A 26,307-nucleotide genomic window follows, 5' to 3' on the forward strand; every position below is an offset into this window, starting at 1 on the left:
AAGCCGTCGCAGCCAACCGCGACGGCGCCCGCCAATGCGGGTGCCCACGTACAAGAAAGCGTCTTGTCAAAGGCGACTGACAACGAGGGAAGTGCAATGGTCAAACCGCAAACGCTGTCGAGCCTGGCCCTAGCGGCCTTGCTCGCCAGCCAGGTCGCGCCGGCTTACGAACTGTACGCCGACGAGGACAGCCATTTGAATGCTGACATGCTCGCGGTCTGGGGTATGTTCAACAGCCGCAAGAACTATGATGGCACGTCAGGAGGCTCAACCTGGCGGGAGGGCTTCATCAAGTATGGGCTCAGTGGCGACCAGGGCCTCGCTGGCAATGGCACCTTGTATGGAGCATTGAACTGGGTAAGTTCCGCGACGTGGGGTGACGGTGATGCCGCCGGCTACACTGACGGCTCAGAACGCACCACCAAGATCGAGGACGCCTATTTGGGCTGGCGCTCGGGCGACCTGGTGCCGCTACTGGGTAAGGATGGTGTAGATGTTTCCGCCGGCCGCCAGGTGATCCGCCTGGGCAGTGGCTTCCTGATCAACGACGACGGGCCGAACCTGGGCAACGGTGTAGCCGACGGTGCTCTGGATCGGGGGGGCGCCTACTACCTGGCAGCGCGCCATGCTTTCGACCGCACTGCAATACTGCGCCTGGGCGGCCAAGACGGTTTGCACGGCAGCCTGTTGTGGCTCAAATCCGACAACCGTGCCCAGGCCGAAACCGAACTTGCTGCCGGTACGCTGGACTACACCCACGCTCTGGGCACCCTGGGCCTGAACTGGATTCACGGCATCGATGTCACCGACCAGTGGGCCAGCGATTTCCAGAAGGCTCGCGAAGGCATGGATGTATACAGCGTGCGTGGCGAAGGTAGCGCTGGCGTCGAAAACGCTAGCTTCGCCTTTGAATATGCTTGGCAGGATAAACACGGCGGACCAGAAAATGCTTGGTACCTGCAGGCGGGTTACACCTTTACAGACTTGTCTTGGGCTCCGCAGTTGACCTACCGCTACACCCGCTACTCTGCCGAATGGGATCCTCTATTCAGCGGCTTGTCCAGTGGTTACGGCACCTGGTTCCAAGGGGAAGTTGCTGCCAACTATGCCGGTCCGTTCAACAGCAACACTGGCATTCATCATATTGGCCTGAAAGCCAACCCCTTGGAAAACCTCACAGTCGGAGCCCTCTACTTTGATTTTGATACGCTGCGTACCCGCGACAGCTTGAACCTCGATGCCCGCGAACTCGACCTGTACTTGGAGTGGGCCGTCAACGAGCACCTGATCATCAGCCCTCTGGTAGGTCTGTACAAACCGCGCAAGGATCAGGATAACGGTGGTAACCAGTTTGGCGGCAATGGTACCAATGTGTACAGCCAACTGACCGTGGCGGTGCCGTTCTGATCGAGTAGGAGGCGGGCTCACACCCGCCGTCCTCTCATACCACCGTGCGTACGGTTCCGTACACGGCGGTTCAGATCATGCGGCTAAGCCGGTTGATCATATCCAGTATCGAGACAAGCCCGAGTCAATCCCAGAGCTTCTTCGGCAGCGCCTGATTCATATGTGGCGCTCCAGAGTTCCACCATGGGCCGCGGCCATTGAAGGCCGACTTACAGGCACGCTCTTGACCCAGCCCAAGACGCATCAGGTGCGCGCCCTCATGGAGGGCCGCTTCCATTGGCGCCAGATAACGCAGCGAAGTTTGCGCCTGACCCAGCCGTCCAAATCCACAAGAGGCCCTTTGCTCTGAATGAGCTTGAAGTAGCCAGCCCAGCCTCGCAGGACGGGGTTGATTCGCTCGATGACAGTCGCCACTTTGCGAGCCCGTACACTACGCAGCAGCATTCTGAGCCGGTCGCGTAAGCGGCCTAGGCTCATCGTTGCCACCCGCAGCCTTGGCTGCTGATGCCAGCTCATTCCGTAACCCAGATAGTCGCACTTCCAAGCCCTTGCCACTCGACTCTTCTTCCGATTCACCGTCAGTTTTAAACGTTGACTCAGGAAGCGCTCGACACTGACCAGCACCCGTTCGCCAGCCCGAGGACTGCGTACATAGATGTTCGCATCATCGGCATAACGTACGAAGCGATGGCCCCGTCGCTCCAGCTCGCGGTCGAGTTCCTCGAGCAGGATGTTCGACAGCAACGGCGAAAGCGGGCCGCCTTGCGGCGTCCCCTCCTGCCGTGGGCTGACGACAGCGCCCGACATGATCCGGGCTTCAAGGTAGCGGCGGATAAGCCTGAGTGCGCACTTGTCTTTGACCCGACGTTCGATGCAGGCCATGAGGATGTCGTGATTGACCCGATCGAAAAACTTCTCCAGATCGAGTTCCACGCCTGATGACCATTGAATGTGTAGCTCCGATCCTCGCGCCGGCTTTGGGCGGCATGATCGACTCGTATTTCGGCTGGCGGGCTGTGATGCTCATACTGGCCGGCATGGGACTAATGGTATGGATCAACAGTCTGTTAAACCTGCCGGAGCCCCTGCCACACCACCAGCGTGAAACATTAAGCCTTAGCAGCGCTTGCCGAACCTACCTGACCATCCTCGCTGACCGACTTCTCCTACGCCCAGCCTTGGCGATGGCTGCCGTGTTTTTCTTCCTGCTCGCCTAAATAGGCGACGTAACGCTGGTGTACAGAGCACTTTGGCATGACCGCACAAGTCCTCGGCCTGCTTTTCGGTGCCACCGGCGTGTCAGTGATGCTGGACGCTATGTTTGACAGCCGACTGATCGGCCGCCTTGGCTTGAACAAGCTCAGTACGCTAGGGCGTGCGTTGCATGGTTGCTGGCGCCCTGCTGACCTTGGTTGGTGCAATGGTAGGCCTGGGATTGCCCGGTGTAGCCGATGGCATGGCGTTAGCTCTGTTCGGATTAGGCATAGCAGAACCGACGCTGATGTCGCTGGCAATGTCATCGCAGGAAAAATCCCTGGGCTCGACCGCCGCCTTGCTCGGCGCCATCCAGCTATCGGTGTCGTCTAGCGCCTCTCCATTGGCTGCGGTAGTGCTGCATCACGGCCCGGTTGCATGGACCGCACTTCTAGCAGTGAGCACACTGCTGGTCTGTGTGTTGACCACCTTGAGCCTACGAGACGTGCCAGCAAGCTATTCATTGGCTGGGCATTGAGGAAGTGCAATGAACAATCACGTCTTGGGCTACTTGATTTGCAGCGGAATTATCTTGCTTGGCGTGGTGTACCACCTAAGCGAATGGATACGTACCGAACGGCCGCGCGCCCCCACCTGACGACCTGAATTGAAGACGAACCGACTGAGCTGGCACAGGGGGTCAATTGCTCTGGCAGACACAAACAAGACGACCTACCAGTCGTTAGCGAAACTGCCCATAACCTTGAGATCACCTGTCCGCCCGGTCCAGCCGGGTAACACAACAATAAAACCCAAATACGGCGGCCCCCCAGGTACCGTCCGTGCAGTGAGACCCGCTATGACCTTCGACACCCGCATCGATTTCATCTACCTCTCCGAACAGGACATGATCCGCGCAGGCGTGACGGACATGCCCGCCTGCGTCGACACCATGGAAGAAATGTTCGGTTTGCTCTACCACGGCGACTACCGCATGGCCGGTCCGAACAGTGACTCGCACGGCGCGATGATCACCTTCCCCGAGCACTCGCCGTTCCCGAGCATGCCCAAGCCCACCGCCGACCGGCGCATGATGGCCATGCCGGCGTACCTGGGTGGCAGCTTCCAGACGGCAGGCGCCAAGTGGTACGGCTCGAATATCGCCAACCGAGAAAAAGGCCTGCCGCGCTCGATCCTGATGCTCACCCTCAACGACGCCGACACCGGCGCGCCGCTGGCGCACATGTCGGCCAACCTGCTGTCGGCCTACCGCACTGGTGCGATCCCCGGAGTCGGCGCCCGCCACCTGGCGCGCAAGGATGCCAAGATCATCGGCCTGGCCGGCCCGGGCGTGATGGGCAAGACCACCGTCGCGGCTTTCATGGCCGTGTGCCCGCAGGTCGACACCATCAAGATCAAGGGCCGCGGCCAGAAGAACCTAGACGCCTTCGTCAACTGGTTGAACGCCACCTTCCCGCAAATCACCAATGTGCAGGTGGTGCAGACCCTGGAAGAGGTGGTCCGTGGGTCCGACCTGGTCAGCTACTGCAGCTCCGGCGAAGTCGGCGACCCGTCGCTGTATCCGCTGGTGAAGCGCGAATGGGTCAAGCCCGGCGCCTTCCTCGCCATGCCCGCCCCGTGCAGCATCGACGCGGGCATGGAACAGGCCGACGTGCGCAAGGTGGTTGACAACACCGGCCTCTACGAAGCCTGGTTCGAAGAGCTGCCCAAGCCGGCCCACAACCACGTGCCGCTGGTGGGCGTGCGCTTCATGGACATGATCGCCGAAGGCACCCTGCAGGCCGAGCAGGTCGAGGACATCGGCAAGATCATCGCCGGTGAAGCACCGGGACGCCTGAACGACGAAGAAATCATCCTAATGTCCGTCGGCGGCATGCCGGTGGAGGACGTCGCCTGGGGCACCGTGGTGTACCGCAACGCTATCGCGCAAGGCATCGGCGTCAAGCTCAACCTTTGGGAACAGCCCGTTCTCAACTGATCTCCACTTACCTACCGCCAAGGCTATTTCCATGACCCAAATCACAAAACTCAAGACCGGCTCCAAGTTCGAAGACATGGCCAGCTACTCCCGCCTGGTGGCGGTAGACAACTGGATCCACGTCTCCAACACCGCCGGGCGCAACCCGCAGACGCAGTTGATCGCCGACGACGTCATCGAACAGACCCACCAGGTGTTCGCCAACATCGAAACCGCCCTCGCCGCTGTCGATGCAAGCCTGGCTGACGTCATCAGCTCCCGGGTGTTCATCCAGCAACCAGAAGACGTGCCGGCCGTGATGGAAGTAATTGGCGCCAAGTTCCGCGGCATCGACCCCGCCACCACCGTCACCTGTCCACCGCTGGGTTCGACTGTTTACAAGGTCGAGTTGGAGGTCACCGCCTACCGCGGCGCCTCACGCGCCGACGTCAGGCTGATCCGCCTCGGCCAATAACCGCCACCCACCCTTCTCTCCGCCGAGTAACGCTATGTCCCCCGCCATCGATCCCGTCTTCACCTGCCCCCGCCACCCGGACGCGACTACCGTCGTGATCATCGGCGGCGGCATCATCGGCCTTACCGCCGCGCTGACCCTCGCCGAGCGCAACATTCCGGTGGTGGTGCTGGAAAAGGGCCGCATCGCCGGCGAACAGTCGTCGCGCAACCTCGGCTGGGTACGCAAGACCAACCGCCACGCCGACGACATCCCCCTGGCGCTTGCGGCCGATCGGCTGTGGGCCGAGATGCCGCAGCGGGTCGGCAGCGACGTGGGTTACCGGCAAGCCGGGATCATGTTCATCGGGCGCAATGACGCGCAGATGGACATGCACGAGCGCTGGCTGAAGAGCGTAGCGCACCTGGGGCTGGATTCGCGCTTGCTCAGCAACGGCGAAATCGCCCGTCTTGTGCCGGGCGGCAGCAGCACCTGGGCCGGCGGACTGTACACCGCCTCCGATGCCCGCGCCGAGCCGACCCTGGCCGCCAGCGCCATTGCCCGCGCGGCGATGGCCAAGGGCGCGCAGATTATCGAGCACTGCGCGGTGCGCACGTTGCAGACTCATGCGGGACGGGTCAGTGGCGTTGTGACCGAACAGGGAGAGATTCGCTGTGACCAGGTGCTGCTGGCGGGCGGGCTATGGTCGCGCAAGTTTCTTGGCAACTTGAAGATTGACCTGCCGACCTTGCCGCTGACCTGTTCGGTGTTGCGGACCGAGGCCATGGAGGGGCCGACGGATATTGCCGTCGGCGCGCCGGACTTTTCGTTCCGCAAACACAAGGATGGGGGTTTCATCATTACCCAGCGGGGCAAGCTCGATGCCTTCCTGACCTTTGACCATCTGCTGCTGGGTAAACGCTACTTGCCACAGTTGCGGGCACAGCGTGACTTTTTGAAGATCAGCCTGGGCAAGTACTTCTTCAAGGACCTGGCGTTGGCCCGGCGTTGGAAGGCGACAGACGCCAGCCCGTTCGAGCGGGTGCGGGTGCAGGATCCAGCGGCTAACACCGCGCTGAACAATGAGGCGCTGCGCAATCTGAGAAATGCCTGGCCGGTGTTCGAGCAAGCGCGGATTGCTTCGGCCTGGGCGGGGACCATTGATGTGACGCCGGATTCGAACCCAGTGATTGGCGCGGTGCCGAGCTTGCCGGGGTTGACCTTGGCGACCGGGTTTTCCGGACATGGATTTGGCACCTCGCCAGCTGCCGGGCAACTGGCGGCGGACCTGGTGGCGCAGCGGACGCCGTTGATTGACCCACGCCCCTATCGATTCGAACGGTTTAACTAATTTGATGTAAAAGCCGCTCTTGCAGAGTGTGAGGAACCTAGTGTTCTGAGCGCTTAATTCATTAGCTTATTTTTCATCAACCTCAGCTTTGCCATGTGTGCCGAGCTGATCATGGCCTCTGCCGGCTTGTTCCATTTGTACGGCTTGGCCGGATGCTCGTTGTGAGTCGTGACCGCCTTGTGCATGAAGCAGCTTCAACCGCACCTGGGCCACCTGCCGCTGACGCACATCGATGACCAGGCGCTGGAGCCTTTTATCAGGGATCGGCAGACAGAAAAGGTTCTGCCAGATGAGACCATTGCAAATGCCGTAAGCAATCGGACGATCAATATCGCAATTGAGCGCGCTGTTCGGGTGCTGACCCTATGCGCACGGAAGTGGAGAGACGATGACCGCCGGCCATGGCTCGACAGTGTGCTCATGCTGAGGAAGCTCGAAGAGAAGAAGTCGAGCCGCAAGCCCTACCCAATGTAATGGGAAAAGCAGTCGATCCTTTTCAACGAGCTGCCTGGCCACCTGCATACGATGGCACTCTTCAAGGTGAACACGGGCTGCCGGGAGCAAGAGGTGTGTGTGCATCCCTTGGAAGTAATCGATCTGTTCCTGCGTCTGCGGAAACGGACCTTGTTGCCCTGCTTATCCGTGATGAAGTACAGGTTGTTCAGCCGCCAAAACCGATCCCGGAGCAGTTTCAGGTGCTCGGGCTTCATGGTCAGGCATCCTTCGATAGTTCATCCATCAACTGCGATAGCTCGTCGGCGTCTTTCGACTGCTCCTTGTCGTCCAGGCCGAATGCGGTACGCTCAAGCACCTGCAGGTTCTTCATGGCCGAGGACAGCTGGTAAAGGGTTGGTGAGCAAGCCATCCATCAGCAGGTTTCAAGGTTCGCGGCTGTGCGAATGTCGCGGCGGTGACTGCGAACAACCCTCGCGCCCTCTTCTGCCGCCTCCTCGATGATCTCGGCGTCCCGCTCAAGGTTCGCACATTGATCTTCGCGAACCTCGCCGCGAACCAGCTTGTTGCGAACCTCTTTGCGGACCTGCTTGGAAAGGTCCCGCTCCCAGCCTAACGCCTTGGCCTTCTTCCGGATCGCGGTGTCGCTCACCCCGTTGCGGTCAACGATGGTACGGATGGAAAGCGCCCCGGCCCGGTAGGCTCGTTCGATTACCTCCCAGTCGGGTTGCTTCGTTGTCATAAATTGTCTCAAGTAGACCTAAAGGCAGGATTGAAATAGTGGTGTGCTGCCAGTATTGGTTGGAGCCCACACCATCCAAGGAAGCCAAGATGACCAAATTGAGCTATGTGGTAACTCACTCACATATCAGCGAATTTCCAGAGCCCATGACCCTAAAAACCGGAGATCGGATTTTGGTTGGAGAACGATATGAAGGACCCGAAGGCTGGCCCGACTGGTATTTCTGTACTGTTCCTGGCCAACAATCCGGCTTTGTGCCGGGGCAGCTCCTTGACCGCCAAGTGGATGGTTCTGCAAAGATGCTGGAGGACTTCACCAACAGAGAGCTGGATGTTGTCGAGGGGCAAATACTGAAAGGCGAGCGTCAGTTGAACGGCTGGCTTTGGGCGGCAAGGACTTCAGACGGCGCAACTGGATGGGTGCCTTTAGCAAATATACAACCTCAAAATTAGATCGCCTGTCTAGGCAAGTGCTCGCCTTGGACCCAATCCCACACACCAGTGGCCGGGTGCAGCGTGAGCCAGAGTGAATCGAGCAGGTCGTCCGGTGGCATCAGTCTGCTCATACTCACTCCCGCGCCACGAAACGGCGCACGTCTATTCTGTGGCGCGGATCAACTGAAGGCGTGACCGCGACGGGCCCAGGCATATGCGACCAACCCAGCGCTGAGCATCACGCCGAATGGGTTTACCCAATGGCCTTGCAGGGTGGTGACGAACGCGCCGAACCCGCTGATGGCCACCAGGTAGAAGGCGACACTCAGGTGGTGCTGAACAACGTGGCCAAGTCGATCATTGAAAGGCAGCGCGGGATCAGCAAGGAATGGGTATTCCCATACAACGGCACCGCGATGCACCGGATGAACGACTCGGCGTGGAAGAAGGCACGGGTGAGAGCGGCGAAACTCTGGCAGGAGGAAAACCTTCGCCCCGCTCACCCTGGATATGCCTCGATCAGGATTCACGACTTGAAGCACACCTTCGGTCGACGACTGCGGGCAGCAGGCGTTACTGAAGAGGATCGGAAGTCACTGCTCGGGCACAAGAACGGCAGCATCACCAGCCACTACTCCGGCGCTGAGCTGGGCAAGCTGATTGAGGCTGCGAACATGGTATCAACAACTGACTCTCGCGGGCCGGTGTTGACGATCCTGAAGAGGAAAATCGGATGAAGTCCCGAAAAACTCCCCACATGCAAAAACGACAAAGCCACCCTAAGGTGGCTAAGTCGTTGAAATATATGGTCGGGACGGAGTGATTCGAACACTCGACCCCTTGCACCCCATGCGTGCAGCAGGCCATAACCCCCTGTAAACGTTGGATTAACCTCAGCGCTCGCTGCAATCGACTGCTCATAGGTGTTTTCAAGCGTTGCCAAGAGTCACGCAAATCTCACGCAGGCTTCCTGCACCTCCACCGGCGTTCTGCCGACCGTTTCCCTTCCTTTATATAGCTACTCATAGGGCTGCCCCATCCAGCGCCCACAGCCTGGCCGACTCGACGATCTCCAGCATGTCGACCAGGTCGCCCTCATCGACTTCCTGCCGTCGGTGCGCGGCATAGGCCATCTCGCTGAGCACAGCCGCTCGCCCATCCGGATCAGCGATCAGAGCCACCTGATCGTCCAGTTCTGCCACCCAGGCCTGTGGTAATCCAACCATCATTCTGCCCTGCACCACCAGGACTGCGCGTACAGAACGCCATCGATCTCCTCCACCCCATTGATGTTGATGCCAAGCTGGGCCATGCCGTTGACCTTGGCATCGTGCAGCCGCGGGATGATGTCGGGCCCAGGCGTCGGGTTGAACACCCAAGCCTGGGTAGATACCCGGCCCAGCGGCTCACTGTGGTGGTCCCCGATGTGGATGTCGGCCCGGATGGGTGTGATCTTGCCAAGCTGATTCGTAGGGATGGCCACGCCATTCACGCGGCGGCGAACGAGGAGGAAGTACATAGGGCACCAATACTGTATGGATACACAGTATCGTATAGGCGGGATTGGTTGCGGGCAATTGCCGATCAGCGGATCAGTAAAGAGGTGGCAAATCCTTGCCTCTAGCCTTGGCGATGACGCGGAGCTGGTAATCGGACACCAGCTGGAAAAGCGACTCGGCCAGTAGGCGCAACCGCTCGATCTCTTCCGCCGGCGCACCGCGATCCTGGGCCTGGTGATACTCCCGCAGGGCGTCGACAGCCTGCTGAATCAGCGGCTCGCCGGCCTCAACCATCCCTATAAAGGTGCGCTTGTCCATTGCAGTGTTCTCTACGAAGTCCGATTGGTCGATGAAGAGAATGGTGCTTTTACAAGAAATTTCCAGCTAGTTTCCTGAGCGCTTCAAAAAGCTGCAGTTAGCAAGGGTTGCTGGCATAATGCCGGGTTTGTAACGGATCAGGATGTGTACGGATGCTTGGCGCATTGATGGGAAGAAAACGGGCTGCTCCACCGGCTGTCACTCAGGTGGTTTCTGTCCTAAACCGATTGTCTGCCTCTGCCGGTGGTGTAACTCGGGTGTCGCTCAACCGATCTGCCATTCTGGCGGATAACGGTTTCAGGTCGTGCATCGTGTCAATCGACTGGGACCTAGGACTGCAAAGCTCTGTTCAGTCTCTGCGCATCAGCGGTCAGCTGGCTAAGCCAGTCCTGGCGCTAAACTTCTTCTACTACTACTGCCAAGCCTCAGTAATGCGTCGCTCGGGCACAAAAGTCACCGATCTTGAGCAGCTGTCGGTCAAGGTGGCATCCAACCTTCCAAAGCGTAGATCCCGGTTCATCGGCATGACCGAATTTCAGATCCGCGAATACATGAACAGCTTCGGCGATGTATTTGCCCGCGAGATCTTGGACGCCGAAGGCAACCCCGTATCCTTTGAGCTGATTGTCGATAACGAAAGGTCGAAGCAATACAAGACGCGGGACGAAGCATGCACTGCCTGGCTCCAAGAACTCGCGAGCTATGGAGCCCACACGGTAATCATCTCCGATGCTTCCTCGGCAAGTGACGTTGTGGCCAATGTTCATGACAGCAAGACCTCCAAGGTTCTTACCCTGCATGGGAACCACTTCATGGAGCCATTCACCTACGGCAGCCCAATCAAGCCTCGCAGCCAAACGATTATCGATAACGCCAACAGCTGTGATGCTCTCGTGCTTCTTACCGAAAGCCAGAAAAACGACATCGAACAGCAGTTTGGGGATGGCTCGAATGCCGTAGTTATCCCGAACTCTGTGACAGAATTTGCAATCAAACAGGACGTTGCTAGGGACCCAAACCTTTTCGCAATCGTGTCTCGACTTGAAGGTGGCAAACGCCTAGACCGTGCCATCCGCGCCTTCAAGATAGTCGTAGAGCGCAACCCAGACCTGCAGTTGGAAATCTGGGGGCGCGGAGCTCTGGCCGATGAGCTTTCTGAGCTGATCTCTGAACTTGATCTCGATGATAATGTTTCCCTAAACGGCTACACGAGAGCGCCTCACGCCGTTTACTCTAGGGCGCGCTGCACCCTCTCTACCTCGCTGTCTGAGGGTTTCGGTCTGAGCATTATCGAGTCCATGTCTGTGGGTACGCCGGTAATTTCGTTCAACACCAACTACGGCCCGATAGAGATCATTGATGACTACTCTAACGGTTACTTGGTCGAGTCCGAAAGAGAGCTAGCCGACCGCATTCTCGAAATAGCGGAAGATGATGAAGTCTTCGAAGCGCTGTCGAGGGGAGCCATGATTACTGCGACCAAATACTCTTCCGAACGCGTCGGTAAGGAGTGGATTGATCTGGTCAACGGACTCGCGCGCACAGGTTCTGCACCCAAGCCAAGATTGAAAAGCAGATCTATCGAGAACTCCCACTCCAGCAGCTCTGGCACTCTGTTCGTCTCGACCGCCGACATAAGCGAGGAGCTCTCTGAATCAGCCCGGCATGTCGAGATCATCAAAATCGATAGATCGAAGCAGTTCAATGACAAGATTTCAAAGCTGGAACCTGGTATCTATCGAATCAAGAGCATGAAACTCGATGAAGACTCATCGCGATACGCTATCAAGTTCGCCCAAGGTCCTAAGATCCACAAGGGTACCATTCCACACAAGTCGTTCACCCTCCGCGTGATCGGCTAAATACCTCGCGCCCGATGGTCCCGGCTACTGCATACCGGGGCTATCGAGGCAAAGCCATCACCTACGAAGACCGACCGTCCCCTTGCTTTTCTGAATTGCGTCGTTTATAGCCTCACAGGTCATTCCCGCTATCCGGCTTCGCTCAAGCGCTGTCGCGAGGTCTCCCGTCATTCGGTCAGCTTCTTCAAGCAGTCCCCCGAGCACCACGACGGCAGCGGCTTCTGCCTGGCGCTGCTGGGTAGCGATGGTATCGCAGGTGGCTCGGTGGCCATCCCCTTGATAGCCTGGCCGCCGAATTTAGTGGTGGACCTGTAAATTTCATCTCCACCCCATTGCAGGTTGATTATGCTGCTGACTCGATCAGTAGTAGTGGGACGTATTGATGAAGCACTTCGCTTTTGCCTTGTTGGTCGCATTCACTGGGATCACGGGCGCAGCCCAGGGCGCCGAGGCGCCGACACCGTTAAAGCGCGACATCGCGGTGAATTCCGCTTACAAGATGAGGTCGTCTCTGTTCGATCAGCTCACCGCGCACCGAAAGGTCGTGATGCTTGGTGATAGCCTCACCGCTCGCGGCGAGTGGGCTGAACTTACGGGATCGGTGGCTGTGGCGAATCGAGGAATCGGCGGCGATACCACGGACGGAATTATTTCTAGGCTCACCCCTATCAAGGCAATGAAGCCGAATGCGGTTTTCATAATGGCCGGAATAAACGACCTGAAACACGGATCGAGAGCTGATTCAGTTGTAGAAAACTACAAGAAAATAATAGAGGAACTTCACAATTCAGGCTCTTCAATCTATGTGCAATCAACCCTATACACCAACAGAAAAAACATGCTCAAGGACAACGAAAGCATAAGCGAGATAAACGAATCAATTGGTTCATACTGTGCGAAGACAAAAAACTGCGACTACATCGATCTGAACAATTCGCTTTCTAAGTCCGGGCGCCTTAAAAAAGAAATGACCCTCGATGGCATTCACCTGAATGGCGAAGGTTACATGGCATGGACGAAAGCCATAAAACCCTACCTGGAAAAAGTGATCAGCAAGTAGTCACTGGGTTTTTCTCGCTGACCCAAGCCTGGGTCGCGACACGGCCCAGCGGCTCGCTGAGGTGGTAGCCGATGTGGACGTCCGCCCTACCGGGCAGCTTGATCAGCCGGGCGGCGTCAGGGCGTCGTACTCGCGTTCGCACTGGCGGCCTGCTGAGCGGGCAGCGTCATAAGCTTTCGCCAGCTCTCCCGCTCGCTTGTCAGCCCGTGCGAGCAGGTCGGAGAGCACCATGGCGGCGCGGGTGGCTGCCTGGCCTCGAGCGATAGCGGCGGTATCCGTGCTGGGGCAACTGACGGCGGCAGCGAACTGGGTGGCGTCACTGCGCAGCCGCTGACCAGCAGCATCGGCGTCAGCAGCGCCAGCATAAGCAACCTTTCTTTCTTCATGCCCTTTTACCCTCGCCTCTTGCTGCGCATCTGCGCTCCGGTGTTCTTCCAGGCGCGCCACACGCTCGCCAATCACTTCGGCGAGTCGGTCGCCGCTGTCCCGTTTAGCTGATTGCTGGCCAGCCTGGCCTAGTTCCACTGATCGACCGTGTTCGTAAGCCGACCAGTGGGATACCAACAACAGCGCCAACATTCCAGACAGCACCCAGCCGTTCACGCCGCCCCCAGGAACAGGTCTCGCTCAGCGGCCCGACGGCGGACTAGGCCGGCCAGCACCTGTCCGCCAGCCTTGTTCCAACGCGGGAACTGCTCGGCAGCTGCTGCGTAGTTGCCTGCATTGAGCAGCCGGCGGAGCGTGGAAGACTCGAGATTGGACGAGCCTAAGTTGTAGGTGAAGCTCATCAGGGCGTCCCATTGGTTTTGGCTCAGCGGCGCTGTGACCAGGCGCTGTACTTCTGGCTCGAAGCGCTGCACGTCGTTCAGTAGCATGCGCTCGGCCTGCTCCTTAGTGATCGACATTCCCGACTTCACGCCCCGGGTCGATCCGTAGCCGATGGTCCAGACGCCGATTGAATCCTGATAGGCCTGCAGGCGCAGGCCCTCGAATGACTTGATGAGGCTCAAGCCACGCTGCGATGTCCGCATTTGGTTTTCTCCAGACGAAAAAAAACCCGCTCAAGGCGGGCTTCAAAAATGGCTTTCAATCCTTAAACTGCGTTGACCTTCACAAAAGGCCTGTCGATCAGTTCTAGAAGACCATCGCGCTCGCGCTCTTTGATCTGCTCAATGGCTCTGTTCACATCTTCAAAATCAATTCCCAAAAGGGAATCTGCATCAAATCGCCACCACTGCAGCTCAAGCAGTTTTGCAATGGTTTCTTCGTCAAATCGGTACTTGATGATCTTGGCGGGTACGCCTGCAACAACCGCATAAGGGGGGACATCTTTGGTGACCACAGCGCCGCCGCCGACAATCGCACCGTCTCCGATGTGAACGCCAGGCATGATCATGGCGTTCGCGCCGACCCAGACATCATTGCCCACGGTGCTCCACGCCGCCTTTTTCAAACGGAGCTTCTTGAAAGGGAAATCCTTCTTTTTGGTCCAGGCCTGGAAAACCATCCCCGCACCGTATTGGAATGGATGGGTGGAAAGCCAATCCGAGCCGTGGTTCGAATCACCGGCTGTAATACCAGGAGCAAACGAGCAATACCGGCCAACACTCTTCAAAAACGAGCCAATTCGCCCGCCTCTAATATAAGAGTACGCTCCTACCTTTCCCCGCATATGAGTTTCAGCGCCTATAAGCACTGGTGGTTCGCACTCAAGGACAGCAGTTTTACCAATCGTCCCGGTGCTGACGATATAAACTCCCTTGCTTTTTAGCTCGGCCTTGTATTCTTTGCTCACTTGACCATTTCCATTTCTGTAATTTTTCGCCGCGCTGGCATGTGTCGCACCGCCTAAGCCGGGAAATTTAACCAGAAACGCGGCTCAGCACAACCGCTCAGCGCACCAAGAGTCTAGTTTCACGCAGACCGGAAATGACCGCAGGTCTACGGACAGAGCTTGGCTAACCTCATGGGCCAAAGGGCCCCCTTCAGGGTCAAGGAAACGTAGATACGCGGTGCATTCCTACCTCAGATCATCACTATATTTGCATAGGAGCTCGAAATTCACCGAACCTAAGAAAGACTTGCTCGAATCCTCGATTGCTCTACCTGAAATTTTCTCGGCAGAGCAAGAAGCCCGTTTGCGTGAAATTATTCAGGGAGAAATTCACAAAGCGTAAGTTGAAGATCTCGACGCAGGATTCGAGGACTAAGTAAAGGCGGCCAACTTGCGGCCTTTAATTTATACCGCCACCCCCAGTCGCAGCATTCGGGTCCGCATGCTATTGGCAACCAGGGCAATCTCGTCGTCCGTGAGCGCTTCCGAGTAAATCGCGATAGCAGAGATATCGATCTCACCCGGGAACTGAGAAAGCGAGCTGCCGATGCGGAACTTGTTAGCTGTCAGCGCCCGCTGGGTGATCGCGGTACCAACCGCTTTCGAGCCGCGGGTGATGTTCTGAACCAGCGTTCCTTCCGTGTCCGAGGCTCGCAGAACCCGGATCCCCCAGGCGGTAGGGTCGTCTGCAGTCGTCACCTGCCCAACCGTGATTCCACCGCTGCCGTTGCTTCTGGCCGCAGTTGACGCCAGCAGAGCAGCGCCTCCCAGATACAACGTCACTCCGCTGGATGTGCCAGGGATGCCTGGGGTGATGGACGGGCCATTGAATGTGCTCGCGTAAACCGGGCGAGGGTCAGGGGTTGGGATTGGGTCTGGAATTGCAACCGGCGAGCGCCCCACAGCGATGATGGTTACCTCGGCAGTATCTGGCGCTTCTGTCTGGATGAAATTGACGAGCGACTTGAAGCGACCATGGGTCGCGTATGCCACGGGGGATCCAACAATGCGGCCGTTTGGCTTGTTGGGCGCGCGGTTGAACCCGAAGCGTACAGCATCGGTGTCGAACGTGAACCAGGCCTCAAGACCACGGGTTACTGGCGCGATTACTTTGGTGTTCCAAGGTGCAACGGTGTCCTTCGAAATCAGCTGAATGCCCATTCCTAAATCCTTATCAAATGATGTTGAGCTTGAGGCCAGCAACGTACGGAGCCATTGCCCTGTAGTACGCGTATCGAGCCGATCCGATCGGGTGAATGTCGTCAGACCAGTTGCCTGAGATGAATCCATCATCACCAGGCGATGATGCTGGAAGTGCGTAACCTGATTCGTGATTAGCCATTGCCCACAGAGGTGCAATGGATACAGGTGATCCAATATCTTTGGCGGACTGCTGAATGCCGGCGATCATCCGCGTGTAGGTGGAGCTCCACAGGGCATTCCGGGTGTCGTCGATTGCTGTCCCTGGCACCGATCGCAGTATCTTTGCACTTGGCCAGGCCGCCTTGATCTGGGTATGCATGATGCGGTCAGCATCCTGGATCTCACTGGAGATCGAACCAGGATCAACGTTGAGCGCGTCGTTGGTGCCGAGCAGGCTCACAACAACGTCCGGCGTGTCCAGGCCAAACCGCGATTGGTAGAAGGCTGCGTCGAAGACGTACCCATTGCGCACAAGTTCAGGACTGTCCTCAAGAGTCGCTGCTCGCAAGAACGGGTTGTAGCCAACCTTGGTGGCTTTGCCCATGGCCTGATAGGCAGCCTCCTGCCCCACTTCCACGATCTGCTTGCGAGAAATGGCATAGGTGTAATCCCTTGCCTGCCAGCCATGACGCCCCTCCCCCAGAAGACCGCCAGTCCCGTTCGCTGACTCGCCTGGCCCGGCCCCCAGCAGGGTTCCAATGAACACTGGCGTAAATCCAAGATCCCGCAGGTACTGATCAAGGATATAGGCGCCGGCATAGTTGGTGATGCTGTCGCCGATCATCAAAACCTTGATGACTGGCGATCCTGTTTGAACAGGAACGTTTTTGAGGGTCAGCTGCATGAAGCGTCGGACACTTTCATTGGCAGTGGCGCGTAGGGATAGCACCGCCTGGTCGCCATATTCTGCGTGGCTTATTGGCAGAATCTGACCGAGATCTGATGCACTCGTGGTTGTGCTGCCGAGCGAAGCGGTGACCTCTCCAACCTGCTCGCGCCGCGGCAATATGCTCGCGACATGGATCTTGGTATCAGAGACCGGAGACGTGGCAATAATCGGGCTGAACAGCAAAGAGCCCTCAAGAGGCCCAACATCGTCATCGCCTGAAAAACCACTGAAAGGCGTACTCAGGTCGTTGAGGATTGCACCGTCCAAGTCTGTGACGCAGATGCCTGCCCAGTCAGTACTTCGCATTTCCAGAGGACCGAGCAGCGTCATGCTCTCATCGGAGTAGAACGGGGTGGCCCCTTCTGCATCGCTTATTGCAACTGCGCCAGGGATGCTCGAAACCTCAAACGATGGCGCTGTAAGTCTTTTATCCGTCAACCTCATGTGCACTCCGCCTTCCTGGTCGGATATGACCGCAATTTCAACCTCTCCTGACGATACGTCGAAGTTCTTCACCAGTTCCGCCAGAGAGTCGACCAGGTCAGCGCTGGAAACGCGTCCAACCTGCACGGCCACTCCAGCGTCATTTCGGTACCTGATTTCAAATGTGTCTCCATTGCCAGGCACGGTAAAAAAGCGGTTGTTGGTCCCGCTGCCATTGGTCTCGGCGAGACCTTCCGCAACTGTTGGAAAGGTCCCCGTGCTGGCCAGAAAATCGGCATAGATCTTTTTCAGGCTTGGCTTGGTTACCCCGTTGATAACGACGAAGTCTTCATCAGACAGGAATAGCTCATTGCCATTGGCTACGAGCTCCATGAAGAGCTGCAGCGACTCTGCGCCGGTCATATTGTTTCCTCAATAAAAAGCCCGCACGGGGCGGGCTTGGTAACTGCTGCGGCGTCATGCCGGCGGGAACTGGTCGTCGTAGGTGTAAACGCGGGCGTCGTAGGGCATGCCCTTCATGGCCGTGTTGCCGTTGGCTGGGTCGGAACTGGTGACCAGTACCGGGTAGGCCCAGCGCGAGGCGGGACCGAACAGGATGTGTGGCGGCTCAAGCGGGCCATCCACTTCTGGCGTGAAGTCGAGCGCATCTACCCGCACCGTGTACTGATCCACCTGCGTGGCAGTCCATGGCCCGGATAAGGTGCCGTCCAGTTTGCGCACGCCGATCCGGTGCTCGCCACCGGCGCTGAAGTCCAGCGGCTCGGAAGAGCTGAGCAACGTGCCAAAGCCAGTTACCTCGAAGTGCAGCAAAATCGCGCTCTGGCACCGCTTCGGCGCATCATCCGCAACCGCTGCGAAGCTCAGGTAGCCGCTGTTGCTGCCATCCATCTGGCACTCCCAGCTGTACACATCAGTTCTGAACTTCTGGTGTCCGCGCCGGCGCATGCCGATGCGCCAGGCTCTGGTCTTATCGCTGACACCCGGCATCTTGATCTTCTCGACCTTAGTGCCGAGGTCACCTGGCCACCGGCACTCGACCGTTTCCCACGCCCAAGTGGTGCGCGAGAAGAACTCCACATCCACCCCGTCGAAGTCGTTGATCGACGGCATGGCGCCGCTGATCTTGAGCATCTTGGTCATGTTCTGTGGCGAGTAGGTCTGCGTTTTCGGGCCGTAGGTCACGTCGAACGCGGCCCGGGCACTGTCTCGAACCGGGCGCAGCAATCCCCGGAAGGTCACCAGTTCGCCGAACCCACACGCCAGAGCGTTGTTGATCATGTCCTTGACGGTGATCGTCGACTCCAGCGTCTCGTCGTAGGTGTCGCCGCGGGCAACGCAAGTGTTGTGGAAGGCCTGCCACTCGGGCAGATCCAGGTCATCGTCCGTGTAACCCCGCTGCTTCAGCTGGTAAATGCACCAAGGCACGATGTCGCGGCTTGGCCCGGTACCGCCCTCCATCAGCGGCAGGATGCGGGTTGCCTCGGCGCTGATATCGCTCTCCGACTGAGCAGACAGTCGGTCACCGCCACGGATGTTGCAGGTCATAACTGTCAGGCCCGGGTAGCTGGTAGGCGAGTTCTGCATCCGCCCGCGCAGGTCCGTCCAGGTGGCATCGTCTCTGGCCTCGCTGTTGATCCGGCCAGCACGATCCTTGTACAGCTTGCGGGCCCTTGCCTCGGCACGCATCGGGTACGGCAAAGCAACCCGCTCAGTGAAGCCCTGCGCGTCCAGAGAACCACCGTAATTCGCGACCTCAATCACCGTCCAGGCGCCGGCCAAATCCATGTCACGGTACTCGAAGGCGTAATAGGTGGGGATCGGATAAATTTGCCCTTCCCGCCCTATGCCGCAGAGGCCGTTCGCATAGGTGATGGTCCATTCCAGCTCGGTGACCTTCTCGTTGTCCGGGCAGCAGGCGAACGGGCCACGGTAGCCGCCCTGCAGGTTCGAAGCGTCCAGCGTGACCAAGCCGTTCACGGACTGCATGACATTGAAGCCAGGCCAATCAGCGTCCGTAGCTCCGGACGAGGTCAGGCGCTCAACCTCGAGCAGGCTCGTGCTGAAGGCCGTTATCCGGTACCGCAGCCCGCGCGGGCCGATGGTGGCAAGGCCCTGGCCAAGCGCCAGGCCCACCACAGACGATCCACCGTCATAGTCCAGCGTCATTTCCGCTGGCTGCTCTGGAATGGCACTGGTCGTTGCGGTGCCAGTCACCCCGACCGGAGACGATCCCAGGATGGTGGATGCGCCGGTCGCTGTGATGGCCTGACCGGCAAATGGGGTCACCTCTACGAAGCGCAACAGCCCGCTGCTCTGCTGCGCCTGGAACGGCGAGCCGATGAGCTGGGCATTCAGTGCCGACACCAGGCCGGCGAGGTCGGTTGTGGCCGTGTTCAGGGTCACCGGGTAGGTGGACGCGCCACGTACCAGGCTAAAGCTCAGCGGCGTGACGTCGAAGTCATACCGGCTCGGTGCGGCTGAGCCGGTCAGCGTCGACGCGGTTCCAGGGTTGGCCGGCACTGCTGGGCTGTATGGCGTGTAGCTGTGCACCACATACAGGCCCGCATTCGCCCCAGCCACCTCGATGAGCATGCCCGCCGTTGGGTTCAGCATTTCCAGCGGGCCACGGATGATGTCGCGCCCGGCTCCACCGTCAATCACCGTGTAGGTATACGGCGCAAGCACACGGACGATGATGCCGTTCGACCAGTCGGCTGGGAACTGGCCGGAGCCAGCCGGCACACTTATGGTGTCGCCAACGAACTGGTAGGCCGAAGCCGTGGCCGACCTGGTGAGGTCGGTGGCCATGGTCAGTTCCAGGCCGGCAGAGCCGCTGGAGCTTGCCCCTACCTCAGGAACGTTGAACCAGTTGATGTGGGCCGGGTCGCCCGACAGATCAGCACCTGGCGGGTAAATCGTGAACGTTGCATCGGATCCGAGGGAGATCAGCGGGGTTTCGCCAACCTTGACCTTGGCCAGCGGTACCTCGTACTCGCCTTCGCCGATGTACAGCAGCATTTCCACGCGCTGGTCACGCGGGGCGACATGCGCCCGGCGGGGCTGGGTCAGATACGACGGATAAACCCGCTGATGGCCGGCGATCTGGCGCACTGGCTCACCCAGCTTGACTTTGTTGCCCTTGGCGCTGGCTTCAGTCAGGGGGTCGCCCTGCTGGGTACCGGCGCTGGATGGCATCCCTGGCATCTTGGGCATGATCGACTTCAGCACCGCCTTGGCGCCTTTGAACAGCGCGAAGGTGATGGAAAACGGGTCTGTGCCCTTCGGCTCGCGGTAGATCTGCAGCAGGTCGGCAGGCTTGAACTTCACCTTGTGCCACAGGTGCTGCTCGATCAGCTCATCATTGAGCAAAATGCTGATCGGCGGGCTTTCCCGGCGCTCGTACGACGGAGCCAGGGACTTCAACCACTCCTCGATCGACATGCGGCGGTCGGTCTTCCAGGTGCCGAGCGGCGCCGTGTCACTCAGCTTGTTCGGATAGAACTCGATCACGGTAATAGACCACCTTGGGGTGAGCGGCTTCGAACTCGCCGGTTGTCCGGAGGCATGCGCCGCCGGGATTTGTGTCCAGCACCTTCAGCCGGCCCTCGCTGAGGAGCACCGTGCCGACATGCAAAAGCGCTGTTCCGCGCAGCACTGCTGCAATTGCCCCAGGCGCCGGAGCGCACTCCTCCATCGCCTTGCGCAGGCTGCGGTAGGCCTTGGTGTTTTCGCGGATCTTGTCTTTGCCAACCGCCCCCAAGGACGGGAGCCATGGCAGACCGAACAAGTCGTGACGGATCGCCCGGCACATGCCCCAGCAATCGAAGGCAATAGGCCCCCGTGCACCCTCGCGATACGGGGCGCGTATGAATTTCTCGATCATGGTTAGAGGTACTTCAGGCCAGGTGCCAGGGTCGTGGTCAGGATGGTGCGCAGACCGTTGGTGTTGAGCAGGTCGAAAAAGCCGGCGGTGAGCTTTGCCACGTCGTCTTCATACTCCCGGCTGAGCAGCGTCATGCGGTACCGCTCTTGCGGGAACGTCAAGTCCTCGGCCAGATAGCGCCGGAAAGTGATGATGAAGCGATCGTCGGCTGCTTTGGCCTCCTCCACGACCTCCTGGACCTCGCCCGTGACGTTGTCCAGGCCCAGCACCAGGTTCTGGAACGCGCTGTTGTCGTTCTTCGGCAGGGCCAAGTCCATGGCCATCGCCAAGAAGGTAAGCGTGCGGCCATCCTCGGTGGTGCAAACCCGGTCTTCCCAGCCCGAGCAGTAGCAGTGCGAGACCGTGCCGCCCTCCTTCCGAGCCTCGATCGTGTCGACAAGCTCCCCACGACCCGAGGCGTAGCACTCTTCGATCAGGCTCATCCGAAGTACTCCGTGTGCCACTTATCAAGGATGGATTGCAGGCCGGCGTTGAACTGGTCGAGCGGCATGCCCAGGTAGGCGCCGAGGTACTGGTCCTCGGTGTAGACCGGCCGTTTCTTGAACTCCAAGCGAGCAGAGAACCGCCAGCGCTTGATCTGAGCCAGTTCACCGCCGGTATACATACCTTTGAAGTGCACCAGGTGCACCTGCATCCCCATCGGGGTCTGAAGTGGCATCTCGAACCACTCGACGCCAAGGTTCAAAGCCCAGGTATGCCACCCCTCGAACAGCGCAGCCTCTTCCTGGCTGAAGTTGAATGTGAACTGAGCGGAGGTCGGGGGATTGCTGGTTACCCGTCGATACCGAGACCGGCCGGTGATCATCGGCGTGGCCCGCATCGGATCAACCGTGCTCAGGCCATACCCCTCCTGCAGAGGAAGTGGCAATTCTGCCGGGTATTGAATCATTGCCATTCCTCGTCAAGGGCATGGCCTAGATAGCAATGTGACAGCTATCTGACCTATGCTCGACCGCCTCCGCTTCCTGGGCGTGAGGGCCCAGCAAGGGAGGCGGGGTATAAAAGGTGAATTAGGAGAGAAATATGATCGGACGCCACAAAGTCGCTAAGAATGAGCTCCAGCTGTTTAAATCTCTGCTGGACGAGTACGCGCATACCCCACCAAGCGATGAGCGCAGCAAGGGAATGTTGTGCGCCGCATTAGGACGGCTCGGATCAACTCTGGAGATCATTCTGATGGACGTGCAAGATCTGAACGAGGAGAGCCCGGCTAACAATAAGCCTGAGTGACAGGCCGGCCAGGCGTTACGCTGATGCTCGGCGCCTGGCCACTAAGGCGACATCCTCGCGCACATCGTTGATTCGCTGCGCCGATTTCCTTGCGCGAATCAGAACCATGCCTTCGCCGGGAACCTTGATCTCGTCCTCGTGGGTGTCGAGCGAGCCCAATGTCCATGCATCCTTGAATGCCGAGGCCCATTCGCCGCCATCGCGCTTAACCTGAATCTCCACCTCGGAAGCCGCAGGGAGAATCGCCCCATCGCGCGTGATTGTCGCCAGGCCGCACTGGAAGCAAACGCTCAGGCCAATTTCAGCCAGGTCGACTGGCTCACCGCCGGTGATCTCCACCCAGTCGGTAGACAAGATGAATGACATCGGCCGGCAATCCGGTAATTGGGTTGCTGCAACTACTTGCTGTTCCATGTGAATCTCCTGATTTGTTCGCTAACCGCCCGATCGCCGAGCACCGTATGCGCCTTCGTATGAGTCAACTACGTCGCCGTAGCCAGAGGCGAACTGCCCAGCAACCTCTTGCACGGCCCTGTCGGTTGCCTCCCGGATAACAAATTCAAGGTCTCCGTTAGGCATGCGTCGTTGCTCCACCTGCGCAGTGGTGTGGTTCTGGATGTAGATGTTCTGCTGAATGCCGGCTGCACCAGGCGAACCTGATTGTGCAGCGACAACCGCTCCGGATCCGCCAGCCACCGATACCCGCTCGTTCGAGTTGATCGCCTCCAGCAGCGCCCGGTTACGCTTGGTCGCTGCGGCGTTCACTACGAATTCGCCGTCACTGAGGCGGGCCATGATGCTGTCGGAGGTTCCGGTACCGGCGCCGGACACGTAGCCACCGGTGGCGAAACCCGGGATCACCGCCAAGCTGGATGCCAGGGCCGTTGTCGAGGTCAGCGCTGCAGCCGCCGGCACGGAGTTGGCGCCCAGCGTTGCAAGGGAAGCCATCGCCGCCGCCGGTGCCCAGGCCGTGGCCGTGGTGCCCGCCAGGATCATGCTCTGGCTCGCAGCAGCAGTGCCAAGCGTGGCATTCAGCGCCGCATTCAGCGCCATCTGTACGCCCATCTTCACGAAGCCCGCGAGAATGTCGCGCACGACGTCACCGGCGATGTCACCCAGGTTGCTGAACGACAACTGCCCATCCATGATCGCGTCGGTGATGTCGGCGGAGATGTTGTTGAACGCGCTGGAGAAGATGTACTCCGTCTGTCCAGCGATATCCCGCGCCTGGTTGCCGAAGTTCTGCACCGCTGCCGTCCACCCGTTGATAGGGTTGAGCATGGCCTGATCCATCTGCGCCCAGCCGGCCTGCATCGCGGCAAGCTGCTGGGGCAGGAACTCGTTGATGGCGTCGATCTGCCCTTGGAGCGCCTGCCGCTGCTTCTCGTCCGTGGCGTTGGCCAATTCCGTCTGAAGCTGCAGCAGGCGGTCGTTGGTCTGCATCTCCAGGTTGAGCCGCTGCTGCATGCGGGAGGCCTGCAGATCACCCATTCCGATGCTGGCTGCGTCAAGCGCATATTGGTCGCGCTCGTTGGCCAGCTGCTTCTGCAACTGTGCGCGGTACTGCTCCACGGCCGTGAGGCCCTGGGCGCCCTTGAGCGCTGCCGCATAGTTGATCGAAGCCTGCGCCAGCGCCTTGCTGTATTCCTCCTGCGTGATCTTGCCCTTGGTCAGGGCCAGGTCGAGCTGGCCCTGCTCCTTGGTGAGTGCCCGTACGGCCTGGGCTGCAGGGTCGTACTGGCCGTAAAGTCGAGCGAAGGTGTTTTCGGCCTCGGCCACGCCTCGGTTGACGTTCTTCGGCGCGTTCTTCTTCGCCTCGCGGGTCTTGATGTCCGCGATTTCCTGCTCGATGTTCTTCCTGGACTGTGCGTACTTCGCTTCTTCCGCTGCGGTGAAGACACCCGCGGCTACTGCCTTGGCGCGCGCCTTGTCGAGGTCGGTCAGCTCCTTGTTTAGGCGCTGGGTTTGAGTCATCGAGCTTTTGTAGGTGCTATCTAGTGCATCGAGACCCTTGCGCCCTTCCTCTTGGATGCGACGCCGCTTCTCTTCATCCTCCAAGGTTTTCGCATTGGCCTGCTGGATGCCTTGACGCTGCTTGAGCTCAGCCTGAAGGCTGGCGATACGATCACGGGCATCGTTGTCTTCGTAAGCGGTGTCCAGCGTGCTTTGCAGATAGGCGATCTTTTGCTGCAGCTGGGTGATGGCCTTGCCTTCACTCTCGACGCTTTTCCGGCCGATGCTTGCAAAGGCATCAAGGACCTCGTTGGTGGCATCCTTGATGTTTAGCCATCCACGCTCAATGCTTCCAAGATTTTCGCGGATCTTCGAGGTTCTCTGCCCCATTGCCTCAGCATATGTGCGCTCTGCCAAGTCAGCTGCGCCAACTGCATTGCCCTGGTCCGACAAGGCCTTGATCTGGGCGTACACCGAAGCGGTCAAGAACCGGTACTTCTCGTCGAGCTCAACAATACCGGCGACCGGATCCTTGCCGAGCTTGATGAACTCAGCCACTGTCTCTTCGACAGCCTTGCCGGTAACTCGCTGCATCTCGACAGCGGTCGTGGTGATCAGCTTCAAGTTGCCGGTGGTGTTCGTGCCGGCAGCGGTCAATTGCGCCAGAGCTCCTGCTGCCTGGCCAAATGTGCCCGAAACCTGGTCTGCCGACTCAGCCAAGCTGATCAGCTGCGCTTCTGATGCCTTGGAGAAGTTACCGGTTAGGATCAGGCTGTTGCGCAGAGCGTCGGACTGCTCAGAGCCTTTGTAGTAGGCCACGGCCAATGCGCCTGCAGCCGCGGCCGCCACAGTGAACGGATTTACCAGGCCGACTATGTAGCCGCCCAAGGCCTTTGCGGCAGGCGCAATCCCGCCGAACATATCCTTGAGCTGGCCGCCCTGCTGCAGGAACACGGTCAGTGGGGCCTGCCCACCCTGTAGGCTGACGGCAATGTCGGTGAACTGTGCCGGCACTCCCCGTAACGCAGCTTGGTATGCCCTAGCCGACATTCCCGCCTTATTCATGCCCTCAGCGGATTCTCCAAGACCCTGGCGAAGGGTGTTGATGCGCTGGTTGTACTCGTCGAAAGTTTCAGCGTCGAGAAATTTGCTGCCCTTGAACTTGGCCAGCTTCTCCTGCATGTCGTCCAGGCGGCCGAGCGCTGCTACGGCTGGGTTGATCTGACCCAGCAGCTGAGATAGCTCTTTGCGCTGATCATCGAGGCTGCTGCTCACACCATCGACCGATGATGCTGCTGAGTCGCCGGCGCGCTCCATGCGTTCGAGGGAGCTGCTCAGGTCATCCGCATTGCGCTTTGCGCCCCGCGAGTCGATCGTTACCGCCAGACGGGATTCCTGCGCCATACCTTTCTCCGGGCATAAAAAAACCCGCACAAGGCGGGCAATTTGTGAATCAATACTTCAGTTATACGCTTCGTAGCACTCTCGGTACGCGGCGTTCTGGAACTCAGATATTGCGGTGGCCCGCTCCTTCGAATCCTCAAAAACGCGAACCTTGTAGGCCTTAAGCACCATCGCATCAGAGAATTTACTTTGGTCGCCTACAGATGCCATGGCATCCTCCAGAAGCTCTCCATCCTGGCGGGCCTCCATTGCCTTCGCGGCCATAGCCGATATTTTTTTGCAGCTCTCGACCCCGCTCGCAGCCAGGGCCGGCAAAGGCAGGCAGACAAGGGTGGCGATCAGTAGCGTTCGATTCATGGCTTCCTCCCTAAAGATGGCCAGAATCTACCATAACGACGGACCCATCAGCGGCTTTTAGGCCTGCCCTCTGACCCTGCCTGAGCTTTTTCCTGCTGCTCGTCCCACCGCCGGCGGAACTCGTCGTCCAAGGCGAAGATGGCGGCATCGAACTCTTCGCGGCATATCACTGAGGGGTATCGGTCGAGGTATTCGGCAATGGCCGCCGGCGCAATCGGGGCCGGGGCTCCCATCATGCCGACGTACTGCCGGGACCGACCGATGTGGCCGTAGGCCTCAAGGATCTCGGCAACCACGT

26 protein-coding genes and 7 pseudogenes are annotated in these 26,307 nt (G+C 59.0%); 12 read left to right on the forward strand and 21 right to left on the reverse strand.

What is annotated here, in order from left to right:
• The first annotated feature begins 96 nt into the window (after positions 1–96).
• Positions 97–1,407 carry a hypothetical protein gene (locus ACF8RA_RS19530; RefSeq protein ID WP_392514387.1) on the forward strand — a complete coding sequence of 437 codons (1,311 nt, stop codon included), beginning with the start codon at positions 97–99 and terminating at the stop codon, positions 1,405–1,407.
• Between the two features lie 124 nt (positions 1,408–1,531).
• Here ACF8RA_RS19530 and ACF8RA_RS19535 read toward each other — a convergent pair.
• Positions 1,532–2,340, reverse strand: a pseudogene (locus ACF8RA_RS19535) (reverse transcriptase domain-containing protein); the annotation flags it as partial.
• A 5-nt stretch (positions 2,341–2,345) separates the two neighbouring features.
• On the opposite strand from ACF8RA_RS19535, the gene ACF8RA_RS19540 reads away from it, so the two are divergent.
• From ACF8RA_RS19540 to ACF8RA_RS19560, 5 genes are all read left to right on the forward strand, one after another.
• Positions 2,346–2,624: an MFS transporter gene (locus ACF8RA_RS19540; protein WP_392519446.1), complete on the forward strand. Its 279-nt coding sequence runs from the start codon at positions 2,346–2,348 to the stop codon at positions 2,622–2,624.
• 167 nt (positions 2,625–2,791) lie between these two features.
• A complete protein-coding gene (locus ACF8RA_RS19545; protein WP_245355193.1) occupies positions 2,792–3,139 on the forward strand; it encodes a hypothetical protein in 348 nt (115 codons plus the stop codon).
• Between the two features lie 321 nt (positions 3,140–3,460).
• Positions 3,461–4,600: a tyramine oxidase subunit B gene (locus ACF8RA_RS19550; RefSeq protein ID WP_176684744.1), complete on the forward strand. Its 1,140-nt coding sequence runs from the start codon at positions 3,461–3,463 to the stop codon at positions 4,598–4,600.
• A gap of 31 nt (positions 4,601–4,631) precedes the next feature.
• The gene (locus ACF8RA_RS19555; protein ID WP_176684745.1) at positions 4,632–5,054 is read left to right on the forward strand and encodes a RidA family protein; all 423 of its coding nucleotides are present in this window, start codon (positions 4,632–4,634) and stop codon (positions 5,052–5,054) included.
• 34 nt (positions 5,055–5,088) lie between these two features.
• Positions 5,089–6,384, forward strand: a complete 1,296-nt coding sequence (locus ACF8RA_RS19560; protein ID WP_176684746.1) for an FAD-binding oxidoreductase — start codon at positions 5,089–5,091, stop codon at positions 6,382–6,384.
• A gap of 53 nt (positions 6,385–6,437) precedes the next feature.
• On the opposite strand, the pseudogene ACF8RA_RS19565 reads toward ACF8RA_RS19560, so the two are convergent.
• Positions 6,438–6,557: pseudogene (locus tag ACF8RA_RS19565) on the reverse strand (IS630 family transposase); the annotation flags it as partial.
• On the opposite strand from ACF8RA_RS19565, the pseudogene ACF8RA_RS19570 reads away from it, so the two are divergent.
• Positions 6,553–6,957, forward strand: a pseudogene (locus tag ACF8RA_RS19570) (site-specific integrase); the annotation flags it as partial. The pseudogenes ACF8RA_RS19565 and ACF8RA_RS19570 sit on opposite strands and share 5 nt — an antisense overlap.
• On the opposite strand, the pseudogene ACF8RA_RS19575 reads toward ACF8RA_RS19570, so the two are convergent.
• Together ACF8RA_RS19575 and ACF8RA_RS19580 are read right to left on the reverse strand one after the other, a co-directional pair.
• Positions 6,945–7,094, reverse strand: a pseudogene (locus ACF8RA_RS19575) (terminase); the annotation flags it as partial. The pseudogenes ACF8RA_RS19570 and ACF8RA_RS19575 sit on opposite strands and share 13 nt — an antisense overlap.
• Positions 7,095–7,096: 2 nt before the next feature.
• A pseudogene (locus ACF8RA_RS19580) lies at positions 7,097–7,579 on the reverse strand (hypothetical protein).
• 89 nt (positions 7,580–7,668) lie between these two features.
• Between ACF8RA_RS19580 and ACF8RA_RS19585 the strand changes: the two are divergent.
• Both ACF8RA_RS19585 and ACF8RA_RS19590 read left to right on the forward strand, forming a co-directional pair.
• Complete coding sequence (locus ACF8RA_RS19585) at positions 7,669–8,031, forward strand: SH3 domain-containing protein (protein WP_209965182.1); 363 nt, start codon at positions 7,669–7,671, stop codon at positions 8,029–8,031.
• Positions 8,032–8,342: 311 nt separating this feature from the next.
• Positions 8,343–8,750: pseudogene (locus tag ACF8RA_RS19590) on the forward strand (tyrosine-type recombinase/integrase); the annotation flags it as partial.
• 285 nt (positions 8,751–9,035) lie between these two features.
• On the opposite strand, the gene ACF8RA_RS19595 reads toward ACF8RA_RS19590, so the two are convergent.
• The 3 genes from ACF8RA_RS19595 to ACF8RA_RS19605 all read right to left on the reverse strand — a co-directional run bounded on the left by ACF8RA_RS19595 (position 9,036) and on the right by ACF8RA_RS19605 (position 9,830).
• On the reverse strand, positions 9,036–9,242 hold the full coding sequence (locus ACF8RA_RS19595) for a hypothetical protein (RefSeq protein WP_373754551.1): 207 nt from the start codon (positions 9,240–9,242) through the stop codon (positions 9,036–9,038).
• On the reverse strand, positions 9,239–9,532 hold the full coding sequence (locus tag ACF8RA_RS19600) for a hypothetical protein (protein WP_392519447.1): 294 nt from the start codon (positions 9,530–9,532) through the stop codon (positions 9,239–9,241). The genes ACF8RA_RS19595 and ACF8RA_RS19600 overlap by 4 nt, the downstream gene beginning before the upstream one ends.
• A 73-nt stretch (positions 9,533–9,605) precedes the next feature.
• On the reverse strand, positions 9,606–9,830 hold the full coding sequence (locus ACF8RA_RS19605) for a hypothetical protein (RefSeq protein WP_392519448.1): 225 nt from the start codon (positions 9,828–9,830) through the stop codon (positions 9,606–9,608).
• 152 nt (positions 9,831–9,982) lie between these two features.
• Between ACF8RA_RS19605 and ACF8RA_RS19610 the strand changes: the two genes are divergently transcribed.
• On the forward strand, positions 9,983–11,692 hold the full coding sequence (locus ACF8RA_RS19610) for a glycosyltransferase (RefSeq protein ID WP_392519449.1): 1,710 nt from the start codon (positions 9,983–9,985) through the stop codon (positions 11,690–11,692).
• Between the two features lie 57 nt (positions 11,693–11,749).
• Here the strand turns inward: ACF8RA_RS19610 and ACF8RA_RS19615 are convergent.
• A pseudogene (locus ACF8RA_RS19615) lies at positions 11,750–11,962 on the reverse strand (DUF2514 family protein); the annotation flags it as partial.
• 112 nt (positions 11,963–12,074) lie between these two features.
• Between ACF8RA_RS19615 and ACF8RA_RS19620 the strand changes: the two are divergent.
• Positions 12,075–12,752 carry a GDSL-type esterase/lipase family protein gene (locus tag ACF8RA_RS19620; protein ID WP_392519450.1) on the forward strand — a complete coding sequence of 226 codons (678 nt, stop codon included), beginning with the start codon at positions 12,075–12,077 and terminating at the stop codon, positions 12,750–12,752.
• 102 nt (positions 12,753–12,854) lie between these two features.
• On the opposite strand, the gene ACF8RA_RS19625 is transcribed toward ACF8RA_RS19620, so the two are convergent.
• The 9 genes from ACF8RA_RS19625 to ACF8RA_RS19665 form a co-directional block, all read right to left on the reverse strand.
• Positions 12,855–13,331, reverse strand: coding sequence for a DUF2514 domain-containing protein (locus tag ACF8RA_RS19625; protein WP_392519532.1), 477 nt, complete (start codon positions 13,329–13,331; stop codon positions 12,855–12,857).
• 20 nt (positions 13,332–13,351) lie between these two features.
• Complete coding sequence (locus ACF8RA_RS19630) at positions 13,352–13,783, reverse strand: lysozyme (RefSeq protein ID WP_392519451.1); 432 nt, start codon at positions 13,781–13,783, stop codon at positions 13,352–13,354.
• 62 nt (positions 13,784–13,845) lie between these two features.
• Positions 13,846–14,547 carry a CatB-related O-acetyltransferase gene (locus ACF8RA_RS19635; RefSeq protein ID WP_392519452.1) on the reverse strand — a complete coding sequence of 234 codons (702 nt, stop codon included), beginning with the start codon at positions 14,545–14,547 and terminating at the stop codon, positions 13,846–13,848.
• Positions 14,548–14,991: 444 nt separating this feature from the next.
• Positions 14,992–15,747: a hypothetical protein gene (locus ACF8RA_RS19640; protein WP_392519453.1), complete on the reverse strand. Its 756-nt coding sequence runs from the start codon at positions 15,745–15,747 to the stop codon at positions 14,992–14,994.
• A gap of 13 nt (positions 15,748–15,760) precedes the next feature.
• Positions 15,761–17,524 carry an SGNH/GDSL hydrolase family protein gene (locus ACF8RA_RS19645; protein WP_392519454.1) on the reverse strand — a complete coding sequence of 588 codons (1,764 nt, stop codon included), beginning with the start codon at positions 17,522–17,524 and terminating at the stop codon, positions 15,761–15,763.
• Positions 17,525–17,578: 54 nt separating this feature from the next.
• Positions 17,579–20,632, reverse strand: coding sequence for a host specificity factor TipJ family phage tail protein (locus tag ACF8RA_RS19650; RefSeq protein ID WP_392519455.1), 3,054 nt, complete (start codon positions 20,630–20,632; stop codon positions 17,579–17,581).
• Positions 20,601–21,005: a hypothetical protein gene (locus ACF8RA_RS19655; protein WP_392519456.1), complete on the reverse strand. Its 405-nt coding sequence runs from the start codon at positions 21,003–21,005 to the stop codon at positions 20,601–20,603. Before ACF8RA_RS19655 ends, ACF8RA_RS19650 begins: the two co-directional genes overlap by 32 nt.
• A gap of 2 nt (positions 21,006–21,007) precedes the next feature.
• Positions 21,008–21,487 (reverse strand): DUF1833 family protein, encoded by a 480-nt coding sequence (locus ACF8RA_RS19660; RefSeq protein WP_060537526.1) that lies wholly within the window; start codon positions 21,485–21,487, stop codon positions 21,008–21,010.
• On the reverse strand, positions 21,484–21,954 hold the full coding sequence (locus tag ACF8RA_RS19665) for a transposase (protein WP_392519457.1): 471 nt from the start codon (positions 21,952–21,954) through the stop codon (positions 21,484–21,486). Before ACF8RA_RS19665 ends, ACF8RA_RS19660 begins: the two co-directional genes overlap by 4 nt.
• Positions 21,955–22,088: 134 nt before the next feature.
• Between ACF8RA_RS19665 and ACF8RA_RS19670 the strand changes: the two genes are divergently transcribed.
• Positions 22,089–22,295, forward strand: a complete 207-nt coding sequence (locus tag ACF8RA_RS19670) for a hypothetical protein (RefSeq protein ID WP_392519458.1) — start codon at positions 22,089–22,091, stop codon at positions 22,293–22,295.
• A 15-nt stretch (positions 22,296–22,310) separates the two neighbouring features.
• Here the strand turns inward: ACF8RA_RS19670 and ACF8RA_RS19675 are convergent, their stop codons facing one another.
• From ACF8RA_RS19675 to ACF8RA_RS19690, 4 genes are read right to left on the reverse strand one after another with little or no spacing between them, the layout of a single operon-like run.
• The gene (locus ACF8RA_RS19675; RefSeq protein WP_392519459.1) at positions 22,311–22,709 is read right to left on the reverse strand and encodes a hypothetical protein; all 399 of its coding nucleotides are present in this window, start codon (positions 22,707–22,709) and stop codon (positions 22,311–22,313) included.
• A 21-nt stretch (positions 22,710–22,730) separates the two neighbouring features.
• Complete coding sequence (locus ACF8RA_RS19680) at positions 22,731–25,652, reverse strand: phage tail tape measure protein (RefSeq protein WP_392519460.1); 2,922 nt, start codon at positions 25,650–25,652, stop codon at positions 22,731–22,733.
• A gap of 57 nt (positions 25,653–25,709) precedes the next feature.
• A complete protein-coding gene (locus ACF8RA_RS19685; protein WP_265977887.1) occupies positions 25,710–26,009 on the reverse strand; it encodes a hypothetical protein in 300 nt (99 codons plus the stop codon).
• Positions 26,010–26,056: 47 nt separating this feature from the next.
• Positions 26,057–26,305: a hypothetical protein gene (locus tag ACF8RA_RS19690; protein ID WP_392519461.1), complete on the reverse strand. Its 249-nt coding sequence runs from the start codon at positions 26,303–26,305 to the stop codon at positions 26,057–26,059.
• Between the last annotated feature and the right edge of the window lie 2 nt (positions 26,306–26,307).

The organism is Pseudomonas sp. FYR_5 (assembly GCF_043106315.1).
Lineage (GTDB): Bacteria > Pseudomonadota > Gammaproteobacteria > Pseudomonadales > Pseudomonadaceae > Aquipseudomonas > Aquipseudomonas putida_Y.

Excerpts from the sequence above, each read along its gene's own strand:
- ACF8RA_RS19555 (WP_176684745.1), top strand. The coding sequence starts at position 4,632 with ATGACCCAAATCACAAAACTCAAGACCGGCTCCAAGTTCGAAGACATG.
- ACF8RA_RS19680 (WP_392519460.1), bottom strand. The coding sequence starts at position 25,652 with ATGGCGCAGGAATCCCGTCTGGCGGTAACGATCGACTCGCGGGGCGCA.
- ACF8RA_RS19685 (WP_265977887.1), bottom strand. The coding sequence starts at position 26,009 with ATGAATCGAACGCTACTGATCGCCACCCTTGTCTGCCTGCCTTTGCCG.
- ACF8RA_RS19560 (WP_176684746.1), top strand. The coding sequence starts at position 5,089 with ATGTCCCCCGCCATCGATCCCGTCTTCACCTGCCCCCGCCACCCGGAC.
- ACF8RA_RS19675 (WP_392519459.1), bottom strand. The coding sequence starts at position 22,709 with ATGGAACAGCAAGTAGTTGCAGCAACCCAATTACCGGATTGCCGGCCG.
- ACF8RA_RS19670 (WP_392519458.1), top strand. The coding sequence starts at position 22,089 with ATGATCGGACGCCACAAAGTCGCTAAGAATGAGCTCCAGCTGTTTAAA.
- ACF8RA_RS19605 (WP_392519448.1), bottom strand. The coding sequence starts at position 9,830 with ATGGACAAGCGCACCTTTATAGGGATGGTTGAGGCCGGCGAGCCGCTG.
- ACF8RA_RS19655 (WP_392519456.1), bottom strand. The coding sequence starts at position 21,005 with ATGATCGAGAAATTCATACGCGCCCCGTATCGCGAGGGTGCACGGGGG.
- ACF8RA_RS19610 (WP_392519449.1), top strand. The coding sequence starts at position 9,983 with ATGCTTGGCGCATTGATGGGAAGAAAACGGGCTGCTCCACCGGCTGTC.
- ACF8RA_RS19550 (WP_176684744.1), top strand. The coding sequence starts at position 3,461 with ATGACCTTCGACACCCGCATCGATTTCATCTACCTCTCCGAACAGGAC.
- ACF8RA_RS19595 (WP_373754551.1), bottom strand. The coding sequence starts at position 9,242 with ATGATGGTTGGATTACCACAGGCCTGGGTGGCAGAACTGGACGATCAG.
- ACF8RA_RS19660 (WP_060537526.1), bottom strand. The coding sequence starts at position 21,487 with ATGAGCCTGATCGAAGAGTGCTACGCCTCGGGTCGTGGGGAGCTTGTC.
- ACF8RA_RS19665 (WP_392519457.1), bottom strand. The coding sequence starts at position 21,954 with ATGATTCAATACCCGGCAGAATTGCCACTTCCTCTGCAGGAGGGGTAT.
- ACF8RA_RS19600 (WP_392519447.1), bottom strand. The coding sequence starts at position 9,532 with ATGTACTTCCTCCTCGTTCGCCGCCGCGTGAATGGCGTGGCCATCCCT.
- ACF8RA_RS19620 (WP_392519450.1), top strand. The coding sequence starts at position 12,075 with ATGAAGCACTTCGCTTTTGCCTTGTTGGTCGCATTCACTGGGATCACG.
- ACF8RA_RS19625 (WP_392519532.1), bottom strand. The coding sequence starts at position 13,331 with ATGTTGGCGCTGTTGTTGGTATCCCACTGGTCGGCTTACGAACACGGT.
- ACF8RA_RS19630 (WP_392519451.1), bottom strand. The coding sequence starts at position 13,783 with ATGCGGACATCGCAGCGTGGCTTGAGCCTCATCAAGTCATTCGAGGGC.
- ACF8RA_RS19545 (WP_245355193.1), top strand. The coding sequence starts at position 2,792 with ATGGTTGCTGGCGCCCTGCTGACCTTGGTTGGTGCAATGGTAGGCCTG.
- ACF8RA_RS19640 (WP_392519453.1), bottom strand. The coding sequence starts at position 15,747 with ATGGGCATTCAGCTGATTTCGAAGGACACCGTTGCACCTTGGAACACC.
- ACF8RA_RS19530 (WP_392514387.1), top strand. The coding sequence starts at position 97 with ATGGTCAAACCGCAAACGCTGTCGAGCCTGGCCCTAGCGGCCTTGCTC.
- ACF8RA_RS19645 (WP_392519454.1), bottom strand. The coding sequence starts at position 17,524 with ATGACCGGCGCAGAGTCGCTGCAGCTCTTCATGGAGCTCGTAGCCAAT.
- ACF8RA_RS19540 (WP_392519446.1), top strand. The coding sequence starts at position 2,346 with ATGACCATTGAATGTGTAGCTCCGATCCTCGCGCCGGCTTTGGGCGGC.
- ACF8RA_RS19585 (WP_209965182.1), top strand. The coding sequence starts at position 7,669 with ATGACCAAATTGAGCTATGTGGTAACTCACTCACATATCAGCGAATTT.